This window comes from Alsobacter sp. R-9 (assembly GCF_054612375.1).
This window is the reverse complement of record NZ_JBTSWJ010000004.1, coordinates 105,188-124,530: the sequence shown is the minus strand read 5'-3', so window position 1 is coordinate 124,530 and position 19,343 is coordinate 105,188. Positions and strand designations below refer to the sequence as shown.

The window sequence follows — 19,343 nt, the reverse complement described above, 5'->3', positions numbered from 1 at the left end:
CGTCCTCAGTCGCGGGAGCCGGGAGCCGTCTCGGCCGTCGCGCCGGGCTCGAGCAGCCGGTGCAGGTGCACGACGAAGTAGCGCATGTGCGCGTTGTCGACCGTCGCCTGCGCCTTCGCCTTCCACGCCGCGTGCGCCGTCGCGTAGTTCGGGTAGATACCGACGATGTCGAGCTTCGACAGGTCGCGGAACTCCGTCCCGTCGAGGCGGGTCAGTTCGCCGCCGAACACCAGGTGGGGGAGCTGCTTCGTCGTCATGGTCGCGTGCATCCTCGTCGTGTGGAGGCGGCGTAGCCGCCGGTTTGGGTCATCGGGGGCGGGAGAGAAGCTCGGCGAGCCGTCGCGCCAGGGTTTCCCCACCCGCCACCAGGGGTTCGTGCCGCGTGGACCGGCGGTTGTAGGCCGGCACACGCCCGGAAGCGCCGATCAGGGTCGCCCCGGCCCCGAGAAGGATCGCGTGCGCGGCCGCGATGTCCCAGTCGTTGGCGCGCTCGTCGGCCAGCCCTGCGTCGAACGTGCCGTCGGCCACCCGCACCAGCCGCAGCGCGAGCGAGCGCAGGCGCGCCCCGCGCCGCACGGGCTCCTCGCCGGTCGCGAGCATGTCGAGGAAGCGGCCCGGGCCGGCGACGTTCGCGTCGCGCAGCATCTCGCGGCCGCTGGCGAGGATCGGCCGCCCGTTCCGGCGGGCGACGTCTCCCGGCTCGGCCTCGAACATCTCGCCGGTTACCGGGGCATAGACGAAGCCCGCGGCCGGCTGGCCGTCGACGACGATGCCCACGCAAACGGTCCAGTCCTGGTCGCCGCGGGCGAAGGCGCGGGTTCCGTCGATGGGGTCCACGACCCAGATGATGCGCTGCCCGAGGCGGTTGTCGTTGTCGACCGTCTCCTCGGAGAGCCAGCCGAAACCGGGAGCGATCGCCCGAAGGCGGTCGCGCAGGAAGGAGTCCACCGCGAGGTCGGCCTCGGTGACGGGCGATCCGCCGGCCTTGTACTCGACCGTCGCCGCCGTCTGGCTCCCCGGCCGGTACCACCCCAGGGCGAGCCGCCCGGCATCCCGCACGGCGTCTCGGGTGGCATCGAGCACCCGGGCCGAAAGGTCATCCGAAACGGTGGGCATGCGCGGGTCCGGTGAAAGGCAGCGGTCTTCTAGCGCCGATGCTGCAGCGCGGCAAGCCGTGCAGGGCCATGCTCAAGCAAGCATGAGGTAAGGAAAACATCCGTTAACGGTCACGTTACGGCTGCTTAACCACCGGGGTTAAGCGATCTCACGACAGTCGAGGAAAGAATGATGTCCGAAGAGCGGCGAACAACGCCGGAGCGTCTTCAGGGAGACGTCGGACATGCGTTCAGGAGAGCGCGGCAGGAACGCGGACCGTCGCGGCAGGATGCCGCCGGCGGTCCGCACCACCGTCGGGGTGCGGGAAGCCCCCGCCTTCAGCGGACTTTCGGGCGCCTGGGCGGGGTATGACCCCCTCGCGGCGCGCCGCTCCGTGGCGCGCGGCGCGCTGGGCGTCGTGCTCAGCCGGCGCGCCGGCACGGGACAGGATTACTTCGAGGTGGCGATCGCCTTCCCCGGAGAGCAGACGGCCACGCCCATCCACGTCGCCGCCGACGACAGCGACGTCATCGCCCGCTGGCGTCGCTATGCAGAGGACCTCGGGCTGCCGCTGTTGATCGAGGACCGGGACGGGCGCGTCGTGGCGCCGTGGCAGCACATCGGCCTCGTCCAGCTGGGAGCGGTGCGCATCCGCCGCCGGACCGCGACGCTCGCCGCCCGGCGCCCCCGGTTCCTGATGCGCCGCAGGCCGGGCCTCGCCGTCTCCGCCTGACTCAGGAAAAACGCGACAGCGCGTCCAGCACCAGACCCGCTAAGAGGATCAGCCCCGCGTCGCGGTTCGAGCGGAAGAGGCGCAGCGCGCCGTCCTTGTCGTCCGGCCGGATGCGCCGCACCTGCCAGACGAGGTGCAGGCAGAAGGCCATCAGCCCCAGGTGGCCCACCAGGCCGACGCCGGCGCCGCGGAAGGCCGCCGTCAGGGCGATCACCGTCCCCAGGTAGAGAAGGCCGACGGCCTCGCGAGCCCGGTTGCCGAACAGCCGGGCCGTCGAGCGGATGCCGACGACCGCGTCGTCGCGCGCGTCCTGGATGGCGTAGATCGTGTCGTAGCCCATCGTCCACAGGATCGCCGCGGCATAGAGCGCGAAGGCCGGCCACGCCAGGCTGCCGAACAGCGCAGCCCAGCCCATCAGCGCGCCCCAGGCAAAGGCGAGGCCCAGCACCGCCTGCGGCCACGAGGTGACCCGCTTCATGAAGGGGTAGACCGCCACGAAGATCATCGAGGCGAAGCCGGTGGCGATGGCGAAGCCGTTGAAGCTGAGCAGGACCGCGAGGCCGACGAGGCACTGGAAGATGATGAACGCCGCCGCCTGCCTGGGCGTCACCAGTCCGGCGGGGATCGGCCGGTGCCGCGTCCGCTCCACCTGGGCGTCGAGGTCGCGGTCGACGAGGTCGTTGTAGGTGGACCCGGCGCCGCGCATGGCGATGGCGCCGATCAGGAAGAGCAGGATGTGGACCGGGTTCGGCCACGGTTCGCCCGCCGCCACGGCCGCGAGCGCTGATGACCACCAGCAGGGGAGGAGGAGGAGCCACCAGCCGATCGGCCGGTCGATGCGCGCGAGGCGGAGATAGGGGCGCCACGAGGCCGGCGCGAGGCGGTCGACGATATTGCCCGCCGGGGCGTCCGGCAGGGCGAGATCGGGGGAAGGGGCCCGCCCGGACCCCTCGCTCACAGGGCGCCTGCCGGCATCTTGATCGGGCCGCCGACGATGCTGTCGCCGCCGCCCAGCGGGCCGGGAGCCGAGCGGCTCTGCTGCTCCTGCTGGGCCTGCATCTTCTTCTGCTGCGCGGCGACCTTGCAGGCCTGCGCCTTCGCGGAGTTGGCCTGGCCGAGCTCGCCCTTGAGGCCGGTGAGGGCCTGGTCGGGAACGTGGCACCAGGCGCCGTTCTTCTCGACCTCGGGGATCGCCTGGCTGATCTTGGACGACAGCTGCGTGAAGACCGCGCAGAACTCGTTCGGGTCCTTGCGCTTGGCCTTGTTCATCGTGTTGAGGCGCTGCACGAGCGCGATGCGCTCCTGCATCAGCTTCATCAGCGGCTTGCATTCCTCGGACTGGGCGCTCGCCGGGCTGCTGAACGACAGGCAGGCGAGGGTCGCGGCGCCTGCCACAACGACCACCTGCATCAATCCCCGCGTCGCGCGCGTCGTATCCGTCATGCCTCGGGCCTCTCTGACCGCTCGCAAATCGCGTCTTGCCATACCGAAAGTTACTGCGCCGTTCAATCGACAGCTGGACGCAGTGGTGCCTGAATCGATTGCGCTTTATCCAAGGAAAGAGGCCGAATTCCGGCCGGGACGGGAGAGCCGGGGTGGCGGGATACGACTTCAGGACGCAGCGCCTCTTCGTGGAGGCGCCCCTGGCCAACGCCGGCGAGGTTCGCCTCGACCGCGACCAGGCCCATTACGTGCTGAACGTCCTGCGGCTGCAGGCAGGCGCGCCGCTGCTGGTCTTCAACGGGACGGAAGGGGAGTGGCTGGCGGAACTGCGTCCGTCCGGCAAGCGGGACGCGGTCCTGCAGCTGGCGGAGCAGACGCGCCCGCAGACGCCGGCGTCCGACCTCCACTACCTGTTCGCGCCGCTCAAGCAGGCGCGGCTCGACTACATGGTGCAGAAGGCGGTGGAGATGGGCGTCTCGCGGCTGCAGCCCGTTCTCACCCGCCACACCCAGGTGAATCGGCTCAATCCGGACCGCCTTCGTGCCAATGCCATCGAGGCTGCCGAACAGTGCGGCGTGCTCAACGTCCCCGAAATCGGCGCGGAGCAGCGGCTCGAGGCCGTCCTGGGGGCCTGGGACGGGCAGCGCACGCTCGTCTTCTGCGACGAGGACGCGCCGGTCGCCGATCCCGTCGCTGCCCTGCGCGCCCTTCCGGCGGGCTCCCCCGTCGCCGTCCTCGTCGGTCCGGAGGGCGGCTTCGCGGCCGAGGAGCAGGAGCGCCTGCGACGCATTCCCGGCGTTCTGCGCCTGTCGCTCGGCCCCCGCATCCTGCGAGCCGACACCGCGGCCGTCGCCGCGCTGGCGCTGGTCCAGGCGGTGGTCGGCGACTGGCGGGGCTGAACGGCTTGCCCTGAGCGGCGCGGCGTGCGACGCAGCCGCGATGCCGCCGAACGACGATCAGGATCCCGTCGCCGTGCCCCGCCAGGTCGACCTGCGGGGCAGGCGATTCGCCGTGACGGACGACAAGCCGACCTTCTGGGATCGCGCCGAGGATGGCCGCTGGGAGCCCGAGACGCTGGCCGCGCTCGGCACGCTGGCGGGGCCCGGCACGTCCGTCCTCGACATCGGCGCCTGGGTCGGCCCGACCGTCCTGTTCGCGGCGGCCTCGGGGGCGGAGCGCGTGGTCGCCGTCGAGGCCGACCCCAGGGCCCTCGAGTTGCTGAGAGGCAATCTGGCGGCGAACCCCCGGCTCGCCGGCCGTGTCGACGTCGTGGCCGCCGCCGCCGCCGCCCGCCCCGGGAGCGTCCGCCTCGGCAGCGCCCGCAAGCGTGGCGACAGCATGAGCAGCGCCCTGCTGGCCGGCGGGGAGGACTGGTGGGAGGTACCGGCCGTGACGCCCGCCCAGCTCCTTGATCGCGTCGGCCCCGCATCGCGCCTTGTCGTCAAGGTGGATATCGAGGGCGGCGAATATGATCTGCTCCCGGCCCTCGCTGCGGCGCTGCCGGCCTGCTGCGCGGCCCTACTCGTGGCATTCCACCCGGTCCTGATGCGTCGCGGAGGCGCGACGGACGAGGACGTGGCGCGGCGCACGGATGCTGTCTTCGACGCCCTCGCCGGATTTGCCCCGGCCCTCCTCGAGACGGGCCCGGCCGGCGGCAGATCCCCCCGCGAGGCGGCGCGGGCCGACAACGTCACCGTGCTCTTCGAAAGAGCAAGTTACTGATATTGCGGAACAAATGATGCAGCCCCGTCGCGCGGCGCGGGCGGGGTGTGCCTTGAAGGCCGCAGGGGACGCGGACTTGAACTTTACAAGGCTCCCGCGGAAAATTCGTCGTGCCAAACGGGGGGCGAGTGGCTATCATCTTCTTGAACTCCGAAGCCTTGGGGCGGCGCGGGGCTGGCGATGACGCGAGTGGGCGCGTCCTCGAACGGTGTCACGTCGGGCCGAAAAGACGTTTGAGTCCGTATGGGGGTCGGTCTGTGATGCCTTTCGGAACACCGGGCACCCATGCCGGTCGGTGGAGTCCGCCGGTTGGCCAACGCTCCCCCCGCGTTCTGATCTACAGCCACGACACGTTCGGCCTCGGGCACCTGCGCCGTTCGCGGGCCATTGCCAACGCGCTCGTCCAGTCGAACCCCGACGCATCCGTCGTGATCGTCTCGGGCTCGCCGGTCATCGGCAGCTTCGAGTTCGGCAACGGCGTCGACTTCATCCGTGTCCCCGGCGTGGTGAAGCTGCCGAACGGCGACTACACCAGCCTCAACCTGAACCTCGACCTCGACGAGGCCGTGGCGCTGCGCGAGACGATCATCCGCAACGCCGCCGTCGCGCTGAAGCCCGACCTCGTCATCGTCGACAAGGAGCCGACGGGCTTCCGCGGCGAGATCATGCCGACGCTGGAGGCCGCCAAGGCGTGGGGTGCCCGCCTCGTGCTCGGCATCCGCGACGTCATGGACGAACCCGCCCTGCTGGTGCCCGAGTGGGAGCGCAAGGGCGCCGTCGACGCGCTGCGCCTCTACGACGACATCTGGATCTACGGGCTGGAGGACCTCTACCAGCCGCTCGTGGCGCTCGACCTGCCGCCGGAGATCACGCGCAAGTTCGTCTACACCGGCTACCTGCGCCGCGAGCTTCCCGACGAGCCCAACCTCGCCCGCTACCCCAAGCTGACTCGCGGTCCCTTCGTTCTGGTCACGACGGGGGGCGGCGGCGACGGCGAGGACCTCATCGACTGGGTCGTGTCCGCCTACGAGGCCGACAAGTCCATCCCGCTGCCGGCGCTAGTGGTCTTCGGGCCGTTCATCGCGCGCAGCACGCGCAAGCACTTCCTCGACCGCATCTCGCGCCTCGACAACGTCGACGCCATCATGTTCGACGCCAAGATCGAGCACCTGATGAAGAAGGCCAAGGCCATCGTGGCCATGGGCGGCTACAACACGTTCTGCGAGATCCTCTCGCTCGACAAGCCGGCCCTGATCGTGCCGCGCAAGCGCCCGCGGCTGGAGCAGGCGATCCGCGCCAGCTGCGCCGAGCGGCTCGGCCTCGTCCACCAGCTCGACGGGCTCGACAACCCGAGCGGCTCGCACGACCCGGCCGAGATGGCCCGCGCGATCCGGGCGCTGCAGAACCAGGGCAAGCCGTCGGAGGCCTTCGTGCCGGGACTGCTCGACGGGCTCGAGCGCATCCAGGCCATGACCAAGCCGTGGCTCGAGGCCGCGCGGCGCGGCCGGCCGAAGCCTCCCGTGGGCGTCGCCGCCGAATGAATGCTCCCCTGCGCGCGGAACCGCCCCTCCGCGCCGGCCATGCGGTCGTCGCCATCGTCGTGAAGGGCTATCCGCGCCTGTCGGAGACCTTCATCGCGCAGGAGATGCTGGCGCTGCAGCGCCGGGGGCTGCCCTTCGAGATCTGGGCGCTGCGCCACCCGACCGACAAGGCCGTGCATCCGCTCAACCGGTCGATCACGGCCGCCGTCCGCTATTTGCCCGAGTATCTCTACCAGGCACCGCTGCGCGTGCTTCGCGGGGCCGCCGCGGCCCTGCGGCGACCCGGGTTCGGCCGTCTCATGGGCGTGTTCTGGCGCGATCTCCTGCGCGATCCCACGCCCAACCGCGGCCGGCGGCTCGGGCAGGCCTTCGTGATGGCGGCCGAGCTCGACCCCGCCGTGCGCCACATCCACGTCCACTATCTCCACACGCCCTGCTCGGTGGTGCGCTACGCGGCCCTGCTGACGGGCCGCACCTTCAGCGTGTCCGCCCACGCCAAGGACATCTGGACGACGCCCGACTGGGAGAAGCGGGAGAAGCTCGCCGACGCGTCCTGGGCGGTGACCTGCACGCGCGCGGGTCGAGACGCGCTCCTGCCGCTATGCCCGCCAGAGGCGCCGGACCGGGTGCGCCTCGTCTACCACGGCCTCGACCTCTCGCGGTTCCCGGCCCCGCCGGCGGCACGCACGCCGCGGACCGGCTCTGATGCGGAGGACCCCGTGCGGCTGCTCGCGGTGGGTCGGGCGGTGGCGAAGAAGGGGTTCGACGTCCTGCTCGACGCGCTCGCCGCGCTGCCGCCGACCTTGCAATGGCGCCTCGTCCACATCGGATCGGGGGAGCTGCGGCAGGCCCTGGCCCAGCGGGCGGCCGCCCTCGGCCTTGCCGACCGCATCGAGTGGCGCGGCGGGCTCGCCCAGGACGGCGTGATCGCCGCCATGCGCGACGCCGACCTGTTCGTGCTCCCCTGCAAGGAGGGGGACAAGGGCGACCGCGACGGCCTGCCGAACGTGCTGATGGAGGCCGCGACGCAGGCCCTGCCGCTGCTCTCGACGCGGTTCGCAGGCGTGCCGGAGTTCGTGACCGACGGCGTCGAGGGCCTGCTCGTGCCGCCAGGCGACGCCGGGGCGCTGGCTGAGGCCCTGCGGCGGATGATCCAGGATCCGGCCCTGCGCTCAAGTCTCGGCGCGGCGGCGCACCGCCGGGTGCTCGACGCATTCTCGTTCGACGCGGGCGTCGCCGACATCTTCGCGCGTCTGGACGAGGCCGCGCCGCAGCCGGCCTCCGGGTGATGCGCGTCGCCATGCTCACCCCGCTGAAGGACCCCGATCACGAAGAGCCCTCCGGCGACCGGGAGATGGCGCGGCTCCTGCGCTCCGCGCTGCACGCAGCGGGCTGCGAGGTCGTCGTCCCCACGCGGATCCGCATGCTGGATCGCCGCGGCGACGCCGAACTGACGGACAGGCTGGCCGCCGAAGCGCGGCAGTATGCGGATGCCTATCTCGACCGTGTGACCGGGCGGGCCGCCCCGCGTCCCGATGCGGTGTTCACCTACCACTGCTACTACAAGGCGCCCGACGTCGCCGGCCCGCGCATCGCCCGCGCGCTGCGCATCCCCTACGTCGTCGCCGAGGGCTCCCGCGCGCCGCGCCGCGCCCGCGGACCCTGGGCCGCGGGGCATGCGCTCGCCGAGGCGGCGCTCGATGCGGCGGACGCCGTGCTGGTGCTCAACGAGCGCGATCGCGAGGTTCTCGCCCGCCATGCCCCGCCTGGGCAGCTGCTGCCGTCGTTCCCGCCCTTCGTCGACCCCGCCGGCTGGCCCGATCTTCCGCGCCCGGCGCGGGAGCCCGGCGCCCCGCTGCGGCTTCTCGCCGTCGCAATGATGCGGCCGGGGGACAAGCTGTCCTCCTACCGGCTGCTGGCGGAGGCCTTCGCGCCGGTCGCGGGCCTTGCGACGCTCGACATCGCGGGGGACGGCCCCGCACGGCGGGAGGTTGAGACCCTGTTCGCGCCCGTCGCCGGGCACGTCAGGTTCCACGGCCTCGTGCACGACAGGGCGGAACTGGCCCGGCTCTACGCCACGGCCGACCTCCTCGTCTGGCCCGCGGTCAACGAGGCCTTCGGCATGGTGTTCCTGGAGGCGGCTCTTCAGGGGTGTCCGGCCCTCGCGGGCGCGGCGGGCGGCGTTCCCGGCGTGGTCGCCGACGGTGAGACCGGCCGGCTGGTGCCGGAGGCGGACGGCGCCGCCTTCGCCAGCGAACTCGCCGCGCTGGTGCGGGATCCGTCGCCGCTGGTGGCGTGGTCCGCTGCGGCACGCACCCTGGCGCGGACGCGCCGCACCCTGCCGGTCGCCGCCGAACGCCTGCGCGGACTGCTCGAAAGCCTGGCGGGACGGGACATCCGATGACCCTCACACCCGTCGCCGGCCCGCCCCTGGCCGTCCTCATCGTCGTCACGCACCTGCTCGGCGTCGGGCATCTGGCGCGTGCGGCTGCGGTGGCGAGGGCGTTGGCCGGTGCCGGTCACCGGGTGACCTTGGTCTCGGGCGGGAGGCCCGAGCCTCTCGTCGCCATGCCGGGCGTCGAGGTCGTGCAACTCCCGCCCGTCCATTGCAAGGGGACGGACTTCCGCACGCTCTACCAGCAGGACGGCAGCGTCGCGACCCCGGCGCTGCTGGTCGAGCGCCAGCTCGAACTGCTCGGGACCCTCGCGACGGTCCGCCCCCAGGTGCTGCTCACCGAACTCTATCCGTTCGGCCGCCGCCAGCTCTCGGGCGAGTTCGCCCTGCTCGTCGAGGCCGCGCAGGCCCTGCGGCCGCGCCCGGCGATCCTCTGCTCCATCCGCGACATCCTCAATCCGCCCTCGCGCCCGGAAAAGGCGAAGGAGGCGCTGGAACGGCTGGCCGCCTTCGACGCCGTGCTGGTGCACGGCGACCGTGCCGTGGCGCCGCTCAGCCTGTCATGGCCCGTCGGAGCCGATCTCGAGCGGCGGCTCGCCTACACCGGCTACATCGGCCCCGACGGATCCGCCATCGGGCCCGCGAACGGCGATGGCGAGGGCGAGGTCCTCGTCACCGGAGGCGGCAGCGCCGCCGGGTTGCCTCTCTACCGCGTCGCCCTGCACGCCGCCCGGCTCGACCCGGACGCGCGGCGGTGGCGAATCCTGGTCGGGCACGGCGTGTCGCCGAAGGATTTCGACGGGCTGGTGGCGGAGGCGTCCGGCACGGTCGTGGTGGAGCGCGCCCGTCCCGACTTCCGCGCCATGGCGGTGCGTGCCGCCGCCGTGGTGTCGCAGGCGGGCTACAACACGGCCGTCGAACTGGTCGGGCTCGGCGCCCGCGCGGTGCTGGTACCGTTCGAGGACGGGAACGAGCAGGAGCAGTCGCTGCGCGCCCGGGTGTGGTCGCGGCTGGGGCTCGCCGGCATGGTCCCCGCGGCCGACCTCGCGCCCCAGCGGCTTCTCGCCGCCGTCCGCGAGGCGGCCGTCCGCCCGCGTCTCGTCGAAAGCCCGCTCGACTGCAGCGGCCTTCCCGCCACGGTGACCATCGTCGGCGATGCGGCCCGCGAGGCCGCCCGCGTCGATTCGGCCTTCGATCGCCTCGCCGCCGCGCTGGACGACATGACGTCGCGGGCCCGCCACCTGCGCCTGTGGTGGCGAGACGACGATGCCGTGGCGCCCTCGGCGGCTCTCGACCGGCTGCTCGACCTGTCGCGCCGCCTGTCGGCGCCGCTGGCGCTTGCCGTCATCCCGCGCACCGCCGACGAGGCGCTGGCCCGCCGCCTGGATACGGAAGGCCATGTCCGCGTGCTGCAGCATGGCTTCGCCCACGCGAACCATGCCCCCGCGGGGGAGAAGAAGGTCGAGCTCGGCCATGCGCCGCTGCCGCTGCTGGAGGAGGAGCTTCGCACCGGCTTCGAGCGCCTGCAGCGCCTGTTCGGCGCCCGACTGCTGCCGGTGCTGGTGCCGCCATGGAACCGGATCGCCCCCGAGGTGGTGCAGGCCCTGCCGAAGCTCGGCTTCGTCGGGCTGTCGACGTTCCGGGTGCGCGACGCGGCGCAGCCCGTCCCGGGGCTGGTGCAGGTGAACACGCACTGGGACCCGGTCGCGTGGCGCGAAGGCGGCGGCCTCGCCGACCGGGTCGCACTGCTCGACGCGCTCGCCGCCCGGGCCCGGCTGGTCGCGATGGGGGGCGACGACCCGGGGGAACCGTTCGGCATCCTCACTCATCATCTGGTCCAGGATGCCTGGACGTGGCGCTTCCTGGAGGAAGTGATGGGCCTCTTGCGCGGCCGCGGCCGCGCCGTCGTCGAAGATGCCGCGGGGCTGTTCGGATGACCGCGTGCGAGCCGTGTGCGCAGGCGCACAGACACGTCGCCGGAGCCGTGCCGGCCGGCACGGGCCTTAACCGTGACCCGGGCAAAGCGACGCTTGGGCCTTTCAAATCGGTAAACGCCCGGTCTACAAGAAGAGCAGGGGGAGTGAATTGACGTCGAACGCGCTGGTCAGCATCCGCAACCTGTCCGTCGACTTCGACGGGGACGCCGGCGTGGTCCATGCCGTGCGCAACCTCTCCTTCGACATTCCCAACGGCCGCACGCTCGCCGTCGTCGGTGAGTCGGGCTCCGGAAAGTCGGTCACCGCCAACGCCCTGCTGCGGCTCCTGCCGAAGCGGGGGCGCATCGTCTCCGGTTCGATGCTGTTCAACGATCCGCAGGCGTCCGGCCCGATCGACATCGTGAACCTCCAGCCGGACGGCGAGGAGATCCGTCGCCTGCGCGGCTCGCGCATGGCGATGATCTTCCAGGAGCCGATGACGTCGCTGTCGCCGCTCCACACGGTCGGCGACCAGATCACCGAGGCGCTGAAGATCCATACCGGCGTCGACCAGCCGCAGGCCGACGAGGCGGCGATGGCGGTCTTCAAGCGGGTCGGCTTCCGCGATCCCAAGCGGATGCTCACGACCTATCCTTTCGAGCTCTCCGGCGGCATGCGCCAGCGCGCGATGATCGCCATGGCGCTGATCTGCAAGCCGGCGCTGCTCATCGCGGACGAGCCGACCACCGCCCTCGACGTCACGACGCAGGCGCAGATCCTCGCGCTGATCAAGGAACTCCAGCAGGAGACCCAGATGGGCGTCCTGCTGATCACGCACGACCTCGGTGTCGTCGCCAACATGGCCGACGAGGTCGTCGTCATGTACCGCGGCGAATTGATGGAGCGGGGGTCCCGCGAGGAGATCTTCCGCCGGCCCCAGCATCCGTACCTGAAGGCCCTGATGCGCGCCGTGCCGCGCTTCGACATGCCTCCCGGCGAGCGGCTGACGCCGATCCGCGAGATCAAGGTCGACGCCGCGGCGGCTGCCGCAGCCGCCCATGGCGGCAAGCCGAGGCCGCCCGCAGGGCGCAGCGTCCTCGACATCCAGGGCGTGACGAAGACGTTCTCGCTGCGCGCCGGCGCGTTCTTCGGCAAGACCGAGAAGGTCGCGGCGCTGTCCAACGTGAGCCTCAGCATCCCCGCCGGCACCACGGTCGGGCTCGTCGGCGAATCGGGATCCGGCAAGACGACGCTCTCCAAGATCATCATGCGCGCGCTCTCGCCGGACAGCGGCACCGTGCATTTCGACGACGGAACGGGCCCGCGCAACGTGTTCGACCTCAGGGGCGCGGACCTGAAGGCCTACCGCCGCGCCGTGCAGTTCGTCTTCCAGGACCCGTTCTCCAGCCTCGATCCGCGGATGACGGTGTACGACATCCTCGCCGAGCCGCTGCGCGTGCACGGCGTGGGGTCCTCGGACGCGCAGTTCCTGCGGGTGAAGGAACTGCTGGAACTCGTCGGCCTCGACCAGCGCTCGATGCGCCGCTACCCGCATTCCTTCTCGGGCGGGCAGCGCCAGCGCATCGGCCTCGCCCGTGCCATGGCGCTCAACCCTTCGGTGATCCTCTGCGACGAGCCGACCTCGGCGCTCGACGTGTCGGTGCAGGCGCAGGTGCTGAACCTGCTGAAGGACCTGCAGGCGGCGCTGGGCCTGTCGTTCCTCTTCGTGTCCCACAACCTCGCCGTGGTCGACTACATGGCGAGCGAGATCGCGGTCATGTGCCGCGGCGTGATCGTCGAGCAGGCCCCGCGGGCCACGCTGTTCCGCGATCCGCGCCACCCCTACACGCAGGCGCTGCTGGCCGCGGTGCCGAACCCAGACCTCGACCACCCGCTCGACTTCGAGCTGGTCTGCGGCGGCGGTTTCTCCGACCCGGCCCTGTGGCCGCATCCCTTCACCATCCGGCCGGGCGAGACGCGCCCGGAGATGACGGAAGTCGCGCCGCGGCACTTCGTCTGCATGGCGGCCGAAGAGAGCAGCCAACCCCTGAGGGCAGCGTCATGACGAGCTCCGGCTTCCCGCCCTCCGGCGGTCCCGTCCTCACGCGTCGCGCCTTCGGAGGGCTGCTCGCGGGCGCAGCGACCTTCACCGTCGTCAATCCCGCCCTCGCCACGGGCCTCGTCTTCACCGAGGCGCCCTCGCTGGCGGCGCAAGTCAAGGCCGGCACGCTGAAGCCAGTCGCCGAGCGCCTGCCGAAGACGCCCCTCGTCGCCGACTTCGAGAAGCGCAAGCGCACCATCGGACGCTATGGCGGGGAGATTCGTACGCTGGCGGCGCGCGCCCGCGACCTCCGGTACCTGTCCGCCAACGCCTACACGCGCCTCATCGGCTACGATGAGACGCTGGCGCTGAAGCCCGACCTCGCCGAGAGCGTGGAGGTCGAGGAGAACCGGATCTTCACCTTCACCCTGCGCGAGGGCCATCGCTGGTCGGACGGCAACCCGTTCACCATCGAGGACTTCCGCTACTTCTGGGTCGACATCGCGCTCAACAAGGAGCTGAGCCCCACGGGCCCGCCGGAGGTGTTCTTCGTCGACGGCAAGCTCGCGCGTGTCGAGTATCTCGACGATCGCCGCATCCGCTTCGCCTGGGACAAGCCGAACCCCCGCTTCCTGCCGGCGCTGGCGCAGCCGCGGCCGCTGACGCTGTTCGTCCCGGCCCACTACCTGCGCCAGTTCCATCGCCGCTACCGCGACAAGAGCGAGCTCGACCAGCTGGTGACGAAGGCCAAGGTGAAGTCCTGGGCCGCCCTGCACAACCGCATGGACGACGCCTACGACTTCTCCAACCCGGACCTGCCGACCCTCGGCGCGTGGGTGTGCCGGACGGCGGCGCCGGCCAATCGGTTCGTCTTCGAGCGCAACCCCTATTTCCACCGCGTCGACCCGACCGGGCAGCAGTTGCCCTACATCGACAAGGTGATCGTCGACATCGCCTCGGGCAGCCTGTTTGCCGCCAAGGCCAATGCCGGCGAGGCGGACCTGCTGGCGCGCGGCCTGTCGATGAACGACGCCCCGGTTCTGAAGGAGGGGGAGGCGCTCAACGGCTACAAGACGCTGCTGTGGCGCTATGCCCGCGGCTCGGCCTACGCCTTCTACCCGAACCAGACCTGCAACGACCCCGTGTGGCGCACGCTCAATCGCGACCTGCGCTACCGCAAGGCGCTCTCGCTGGCCATCGACCGTCGCATCCTCAACAACGCGCTCCTGTTCGGGCTCGGCGTCGAGGGCAACAACACCGTCCTCTCGGAGAGCCCGCTCTACCGGGAGGAATACCGCACGGTCAACGCGACCTACGATCCCGCGAAGGCCGCGGCGCTGCTCGACGAGATCGGCCTGACCGAGAAGGACACGCTGGGCATCCGCAAGCTGCCGGACGGGCGGACGATGGAGATCATCGTCGAGCTCGACGGCGAGTCGTCCGACATCGTCGATGCGCTGCAACTCGTCACCGAGATGTGGCGCGACGTCGGCATCAAGCTGTTCGTCAAGCCGCAGGACCGCACCATCCTGCGACAGCGCTCCTTCTCGGGGCTGACCGTGATGGTCGCCTCGACCGGCCTCGACAATGCCGTGCCGACGCCGCAGATGCCGCCGAGCGAACTCGCGCCCATCCGGCAGGACAACTACGCCTGGCCGAAGTGGGGCCAGTGGTTCGAGACGCAGGGCAAGAGCGGCGAGGAACCCGACAGCGTGGCCGCGCGCCAGCTCTTCAACCTGTACCGCGGCTGGCTGGCGGCGAGCGACCTCGAGGAGGCCGCGCAGGTCTGGTCGCAGATGCTGAAGCTCTATGCCGAGAACCTGTGGAGCATCGGCACCGTCGCCGGTGAACTCCAGCCCGTCGTGATCAGGAAGACGATGCGCAACGTGCCGGAGAAGGCGCTCTACTCGTGGGAGCCCACCTCGCTGCTCGGCATCTACCGCATCGAGGAATTCTACTATGGCGGGTAACCGCGAATGGCGATGATCCTCTACCTCCTGCGGCGCTCGGTGACGATGGCGCTGACGCTGCTCGCCATCTCGGCGCTCGTCTTCCTCGTCATCAAGCTGCCGCCGGGCGACTACCTCACCAACCAGATCGAGGAGCTGCGCGCCCAGGGCGACGCGGCCGCGGCGGCGAAGGCCGAGTTCCTGCGCGTCCAGTACGGTCTCGACCGTCCGGTGTGGGAGCAGTACCTCGCCTGGATCGGCATCTGGCCCGGCCCCAACGGCTATTCCGGCCTGCTGCAGGGCGACTGGGGCTGGTCGTTCGAGTTCCAGCGCCCGGTGAACGAGGTGGTCGGCAGCGCGCTCGGCCTGACCATCCTCGTCAACATCGCGACGGTGATCTTCATCCACCTCGTCGCCATCCCGATCGCCATCTACTCGGCGACGCGCCAGTACTCGATCGGCGACTACGCGGCGACGCTGGTGGGCTACATCGGCCTTGCCACGCCCAACTTCCTGCTGGCGCTGATCCTGCTGTTCTATCTCAACCGATGGTTCGGCGTGTCCATCGGCGGCATGATGGATCCGCAATACGCCAACGCCGCGATGTCGTGGGGGAAGGCCCAGTCCATCGCCTCGCACCTCGTGGCGCCGGTGATCGTCATCGGCCTGTCCGGCACGGCGGCGATGATCCGGCGCATGCGCGCCAACCTCCTCGACGAGTTGCAGAAGCAGTACACCGTGACCGCACGCGCCAAGGGCATGAAGCCGCTGCCGGCACTGCTCAAGTATCCCTTCCGCATGGCGCTGAACCCGTTCGTCGCCGACATCGGCAACCTCCTGCCGCATCTCGTGTCCGGCTCGGTGCTGGTGTCGCTCGTGCTCTCGCTGCCCACCGTCGGCCCCGTGCTGCTGCAGGCGCTGAAGCAGCAGGACCAGTACCTGGCGGGCTTCATCCTGATGTTCGTCGCCGTCCTGACCGTGGTCGGCATGCTGATCTCCGACCTGCTGCTCGCGGTGCTCGACCCGCGCATCCGGTTCGGCAAGCGGTGAGGGACGCGCCATGACGCCGCCGCCCGCCGCCACCGCCGGCATCACGCACGACCCGCTGTCCCCGGGGCACTACGTCAACCCGGCGCCGTTCGACGCCTACACCGCCGAGAAGATGTCGGCGGCGGAGGAGAAGTTCTACCGCGCCTCGGCGATCAAGCTGATCTGGTGGAAGTTCCGCCGGCACAGGCTTGCGCTGGCCTCGGCGATCTTCCTGCTGCTCATCTACCTGATGCTGCCGTTCGTCGAGGTGGTCGCACCCTACCGGCTGGCGCAACGCCACGCCGACCACCTCTCGGCGCCGCCCCAGGCGGTCCACCTGTTCCACCAGGGCGAGTTCAAGGGGCCGTTCGTCTATCCGTACTCGTTCCGCTTCAACCTCGAGACGTTCAAGCGCGAGTACATCGTCGACACCACCCGCCCGCAGCCGCTGCGCTTCTTCTGCCGCGGCGAGACCTACGACTTCTGGGGCCTGGGTACCGGGGACTTCCACCTCGTCTGCCCGCCGAAGGACGGCACGTTCTTCCTCGTCGGCACGGACAAGCTCGGCCGCGACCTGTTCTCCCGCATCATCTACGGCGCCCGCATCTCGATGACGGTGGGCCTGCTGGGCATCGCCGTCTCCTTCGTCATCGGCCTGACGCTGGGCGGCCTCGCCGGCTACATGGGCGGCTGGGTCGACGCGACGGTGCAGCGGATGATCGAGGTGCTGCGCTCGCTGCCGGAACTGCCGCTGTGGCTCGCCCTGTCCGCCGCTTTGCCGGCGAACTGGAGCCCGGTGCTGGTCTTCTTCGCCATCACCATCATCCTCGGATTGCTGGACTGGCCCGGCCTCGCGCGCGCCGTGCGATCGAAGCTGCTGTCGCTGCGCGAGGAGGACTTCGTGCGCGCCGCCGAGCTGATGGGCGCCTCGCGCACGCGCATCATCGCCCACCACCTCGTGCCGAACTTCATGAGCCACCTGATCGCCAGCGCCACGCTGTCGATCCCGTCCATGATCCTCGGCGAGACGGCTCTGTCGTTCCTCGGCCTCGGCCTGCGCCCGCCTGTGACCAGCTGGGGCGTGCTGCTCAACGAGGCGCAGAACCTCGCCGCCGTGAACCTCTACCCGTGGTTGCTGGCGCCGATGGTGCCCGTGATCCTCGTGGTGCTCGCCTTCAACTTCATGGGCGACGGCCTGCGCGACGCGGCGGACCCGTACAGCTGACGCAGGCGGCATCGGCCGCCGGCCACCACCACGTCCGTCACGCCTGCGGTCGCGCCGCGTTCCGGCGAGCCGCGTTCGATCGTGCGGTGGTTCCGGCGCGAGGACGCCGCTCAGCGATCCGCCGCCGTTACCGGCCCAGCCGAGGCCCCACCTGCCGCCGCGAGCGCGGCACCCGCACTTGCGGCTGCGACACCGGCCGCCGCTCCGAACGACGGGCTGAACGCTGTGGGCCGCACCACCGTCCCGGGTCCGGGCGCCGGGTGGTGCTCGCCGTCGCGCACGGTGACGGCGTTGGAGGCGAACGGGATGCCCTGCTCGCGGAAGGCGACGTAGATGCGCTTCAGGCCCTCGCGCTGCACCCATGTCGGCCGGCCGGGGCGCGCGGTGAACTTCAGGCGGATCACGACGGCGTTGTCCTGGATGTCGGCCACGCCCTGCATCTTCAGCGGCTGGATGATCTCGCGCGCAAGTTCCGGGTCCTCCAGCATCGCGAGGCCGACCTTCTTGACGGTCTTGCGGACGTGCTCGAGGTCCACGGTGGGCTCGATGCGCAGGTTGAACTTGATCGTCGACCAGTCGCGGCTGAAGTTCGTGATCTGCTGCAACTGGCCATAGGGAATCGTGTGAACCTGCCCGTTCTGATGGCGTAGCCGGAGCGAGCGCAGCGAGATCTGCTCCACCGTCCCCTTCAGGCGGCCGGTGTCGATGTACTCCCCGACCCGGAAGGCGTCGTCGCCGAGGAAGAACACCCCCGAGAGGATGTCGCGGATCAGAGACTGGCTGCCGAAGGAGAGCGCCAGTCCGAACACGCCGGCGCCGGCGAGCAGCGGCGCGATGTTGACGCCGAGGTTGGAGAGCGCGAGCAGCGTCGCCATCAGGATGATGATGATGGCGGCGAGCACCCGCGCCATCGGGAAGAAGGTGGCGAGGCGCGACGCCGGCTCCGGCTCGGCATCGTCGTCGCCGCCCAGCGGGTCGATGCGCGGCGTGGTGCCGATGGCCCGGGCCGCCCAGTAGTCGGTCAGTTCCCACGCGACGAAGCCGGCGAACGCCGTGCCGCCACCATAGAGGATGGCGAGCCGCGTGCCCGGCCACATGTCGGACGGCAGCACGCCCTGCGCACCGAACCAGACCTGCCCGAGCACGTAGGCCATCGCCAGCAGCGTCCCGAACCGGAACATGCGCCGGACCATGTGGGCGCGCGAGCGCTTGTCACGCCCCACCTCCAGCCCCAGCGTGGCGTCCACGACCCCGAACCCCACCAGGATGCCGATGGTCATCATCGCCGCGTTGAAGGTGTGGAACTGGCGCAGCAGGATGCTGATCGCCCAAGTGCCGTAGAGGCCCACCGTGAAGACGAGGCCGACGAGCAGGACGAGATTGCGGCCGGCCGGGCCGACGACGCGGGCCATGCCGTCGGCCGCCAGCTTGACGCCGGACGACAGCAGGATCGCGCAGAGCGTGAGCATGATCAGCGCGAGCGCCAGCGCCGAGGCCCAGGGCATGCCATTGCGCACGAGGACCGGGATGATGGTGGGGCCCGCGACCGAGAGCGCCATCCCGATGCCGACGATCACGAAGAGGCGCCGCGCCACGCCGTCGGTAACGGGCACGAGGCGGTAGCGGGGCCTCACCGGCCGGAGCACGACCTGCGCCACCAGCATGACGGCGTAGAACCGGATCGCCGCTTTCCCGCAGGCCGCCGGAAGGCCGGCCTCCGGCCCCCATCCTTCCATCATGATGCGGCCGGCCGTCATCAGGACGACGGCGAACAGGATCCGGTCGAGCGTGTCCCACAGGAGCAGCCGGGACGCGCCCGCCCGGCACGCCACCTCGTCGAGGCCGCCCTCGCGGGTCGTCGACGTCCAGAGTCGGAAGGCAACGACCGTCAGCGCCGCCAGCGCCACCGCGACCAGCGTCTGCAGCATCAGCCAGCCGCCGCCGCTGCGCTCGATGGCCTGCGCGGTTGCGTTGATGAGATCGCGTGGGAGGCCCGGGATGGCCTCGACTGCCTTCTGGACCTCGCGGCCCACCAGTTCCATCCACTGGTCGAGCACCGTGAAGAAGCTGCCGTCGAAGCCCATCGGCACCGGCAGGGGCGGCGGCCTCCCGTCCTGCGCCTGCGCCACCTGCGCGACCACGATCAGGTCGGACGGATTCGGAATGAGACCAGCGGTCGGGGGCGTGGGGACGGACGACATCAGCGGGTGGTTCCGGTGCAGACGGCGGCCCCGGCGGACAACGGAGCCGCAGC

16 protein-coding genes are annotated in these 19,343 nt (G+C 70.9%); 11 read left to right on the top strand and 5 right to left on the bottom strand.

Going from position 1 to position 19,343, the window contains the following annotated elements; genetic code table 11:
* Positions 1 to 5: 5 nt before the first annotated feature.
* Together ACX9GQ_RS08590 and ACX9GQ_RS08585 are read right to left on the bottom strand one after the other, a co-directional pair.
* Positions 6 to 257, bottom strand: a complete 252-nt coding sequence (locus tag ACX9GQ_RS08590; RefSeq protein WP_459629103.1) for a DUF4170 domain-containing protein — start codon at positions 255 to 257, stop codon at positions 6 to 8.
* A 49-nt stretch (positions 258 to 306) separates the two neighbouring features.
* Entirely contained in the window at positions 307 to 1,116 is an 810-nt protein-coding gene (locus tag ACX9GQ_RS08585; protein ID WP_459629102.1) for a 3'(2'),5'-bisphosphate nucleotidase CysQ, read from the bottom strand.
* Between the two features lie 223 nt (positions 1,117 to 1,339).
* On the opposite strand from ACX9GQ_RS08585, the gene ACX9GQ_RS08580 reads away from it, so the two are divergent.
* A complete protein-coding gene (locus ACX9GQ_RS08580) occupies positions 1,340 to 1,828 on the top strand; it encodes a DUF6101 family protein (protein ID WP_459629101.1) in 489 nt (162 codons plus the stop codon).
* A 1-nt stretch (position 1,829) separates the two neighbouring features.
* Here ACX9GQ_RS08580 and ubiA read toward each other — a convergent pair whose 3' ends face one another.
* Positions 1,830 to 2,786, bottom strand: a complete 957-nt coding sequence (gene ubiA / locus ACX9GQ_RS08575) for a 4-hydroxybenzoate octaprenyltransferase (protein WP_459629100.1) — start codon at positions 2,784 to 2,786, stop codon at positions 1,830 to 1,832.
* Positions 2,783 to 3,271, bottom strand: a complete 489-nt coding sequence (locus ACX9GQ_RS08570) for a hypothetical protein (RefSeq protein ID WP_459629099.1) — start codon at positions 3,269 to 3,271, stop codon at positions 2,783 to 2,785. Before ACX9GQ_RS08570 ends, ubiA begins: the two co-directional genes overlap by 4 nt.
* A gap of 152 nt (positions 3,272 to 3,423) precedes the next feature.
* Here ACX9GQ_RS08570 and ACX9GQ_RS08565 point away from each other — a divergent pair, with 152 nt between their 5' ends.
* From ACX9GQ_RS08565 to ACX9GQ_RS08520, 10 genes are all read left to right on the top strand, one after another.
* Positions 3,424 to 4,170 (top strand): 16S rRNA (uracil(1498)-N(3))-methyltransferase, encoded by a 747-nt coding sequence (locus ACX9GQ_RS08565; RefSeq protein ID WP_459629098.1) that lies wholly within the window; start codon positions 3,424 to 3,426, stop codon positions 4,168 to 4,170.
* A 40-nt stretch (positions 4,171 to 4,210) separates the two neighbouring features.
* Positions 4,211 to 4,993, top strand: a complete 783-nt coding sequence (locus ACX9GQ_RS08560) for an FkbM family methyltransferase (RefSeq protein ID WP_459629097.1) — start codon at positions 4,211 to 4,213, stop codon at positions 4,991 to 4,993.
* A gap of 260 nt (positions 4,994 to 5,253) precedes the next feature.
* Complete coding sequence (locus ACX9GQ_RS08555) at positions 5,254 to 6,534, top strand: glycosyltransferase family protein (RefSeq protein WP_459629096.1); 1,281 nt, start codon at positions 5,254 to 5,256, stop codon at positions 6,532 to 6,534.
* Positions 6,531 to 7,823 carry a glycosyltransferase family 4 protein gene (locus ACX9GQ_RS08550; protein WP_459629095.1) on the top strand — a complete coding sequence of 431 codons (1,293 nt, stop codon included), beginning with the start codon at positions 6,531 to 6,533 and terminating at the stop codon, positions 7,821 to 7,823. Before ACX9GQ_RS08555 ends, ACX9GQ_RS08550 begins: the two co-directional genes overlap by 4 nt.
* Positions 7,824 to 7,834: 11 nt before the next feature.
* Positions 7,835 to 8,938 (top strand): glycosyltransferase family 4 protein, encoded by a 1,104-nt coding sequence (locus ACX9GQ_RS08545; RefSeq protein ID WP_459629094.1) that lies wholly within the window; start codon positions 7,835 to 7,837, stop codon positions 8,936 to 8,938.
* On the top strand, positions 8,935 to 10,866 hold the full coding sequence (locus ACX9GQ_RS08540; protein WP_459629093.1) for a glycosyltransferase: 1,932 nt from the start codon (positions 8,935 to 8,937) through the stop codon (positions 10,864 to 10,866). Before ACX9GQ_RS08545 ends, ACX9GQ_RS08540 begins: the two co-directional genes overlap by 4 nt.
* 148 nt (positions 10,867 to 11,014) lie before the next feature.
* Positions 11,015 to 12,910 (top strand): ABC transporter ATP-binding protein, encoded by a 1,896-nt coding sequence (locus tag ACX9GQ_RS08535; protein ID WP_459629092.1) that lies wholly within the window; start codon positions 11,015 to 11,017, stop codon positions 12,908 to 12,910.
* A complete protein-coding gene (locus tag ACX9GQ_RS08530; RefSeq protein WP_459629091.1) occupies positions 12,907 to 14,856 on the top strand; it encodes an ABC transporter substrate-binding protein in 1,950 nt (649 codons plus the stop codon). Before ACX9GQ_RS08535 ends, ACX9GQ_RS08530 begins: the two co-directional genes overlap by 4 nt.
* Before the next feature lie 12 nt (positions 14,857 to 14,868).
* Entirely contained in the window at positions 14,869 to 15,885 is a 1,017-nt protein-coding gene (locus ACX9GQ_RS08525; protein ID WP_459629312.1) for an ABC transporter permease, read from the top strand.
* Between the two features lie 10 nt (positions 15,886 to 15,895).
* Entirely contained in the window at positions 15,896 to 17,089 is a 1,194-nt protein-coding gene (locus ACX9GQ_RS08520; protein WP_459629090.1) for an ABC transporter permease, read from the top strand.
* A gap of 110 nt (positions 17,090 to 17,199) precedes the next feature.
* Here ACX9GQ_RS08520 and ACX9GQ_RS08515 read toward each other — a convergent pair whose 3' ends face one another.
* The gene (locus ACX9GQ_RS08515) at positions 17,200 to 19,290 is read right to left on the bottom strand and encodes a mechanosensitive ion channel family protein (protein ID WP_459629089.1); all 2,091 of its coding nucleotides are present in this window, start codon (positions 19,288 to 19,290) and stop codon (positions 17,200 to 17,202) included.
* Positions 19,291 to 19,343 lie beyond the last annotated feature (53 nt).

Coding starts and splice junctions, on each gene's coding strand:
- ACX9GQ_RS08590 (WP_459629103.1), bottom strand. CDS start 257: ATGACGACGAAGCAGCTCCCCCACCTGGTGTTCGGCGGCGAACTGACC.
- ACX9GQ_RS08560 (WP_459629097.1), top strand. CDS start 4,211: ATGCCGCCGAACGACGATCAGGATCCCGTCGCCGTGCCCCGCCAGGTC.
- ACX9GQ_RS08545 (WP_459629094.1), top strand. CDS start 7,835: ATGCTCACCCCGCTGAAGGACCCCGATCACGAAGAGCCCTCCGGCGAC.
- ACX9GQ_RS08515 (WP_459629089.1), bottom strand. CDS start 19,290: ATGTCGTCCGTCCCCACGCCCCCGACCGCTGGTCTCATTCCGAATCCG.
- ACX9GQ_RS08525 (WP_459629312.1), top strand. CDS start 14,869: ATGATCCTCTACCTCCTGCGGCGCTCGGTGACGATGGCGCTGACGCTG.
- ACX9GQ_RS08530 (WP_459629091.1), top strand. CDS start 12,907: ATGACGAGCTCCGGCTTCCCGCCCTCCGGCGGTCCCGTCCTCACGCGT.
- ACX9GQ_RS08585 (WP_459629102.1), bottom strand. CDS start 1,116: ATGCCCACCGTTTCGGATGACCTTTCGGCCCGGGTGCTCGATGCCACC.
- ACX9GQ_RS08520 (WP_459629090.1), top strand. CDS start 15,896: ATGACGCCGCCGCCCGCCGCCACCGCCGGCATCACGCACGACCCGCTG.
- ACX9GQ_RS08540 (WP_459629093.1), top strand. CDS start 8,935: ATGACCCTCACACCCGTCGCCGGCCCGCCCCTGGCCGTCCTCATCGTC.
- ACX9GQ_RS08550 (WP_459629095.1), top strand. CDS start 6,531: ATGAATGCTCCCCTGCGCGCGGAACCGCCCCTCCGCGCCGGCCATGCG.
- ACX9GQ_RS08570 (WP_459629099.1), bottom strand. CDS start 3,271: ATGACGGATACGACGCGCGCGACGCGGGGATTGATGCAGGTGGTCGTT.
- ACX9GQ_RS08555 (WP_459629096.1), top strand. CDS start 5,254: ATGCCTTTCGGAACACCGGGCACCCATGCCGGTCGGTGGAGTCCGCCG.
- ACX9GQ_RS08580 (WP_459629101.1), top strand. CDS start 1,340: ATGCGTTCAGGAGAGCGCGGCAGGAACGCGGACCGTCGCGGCAGGATG.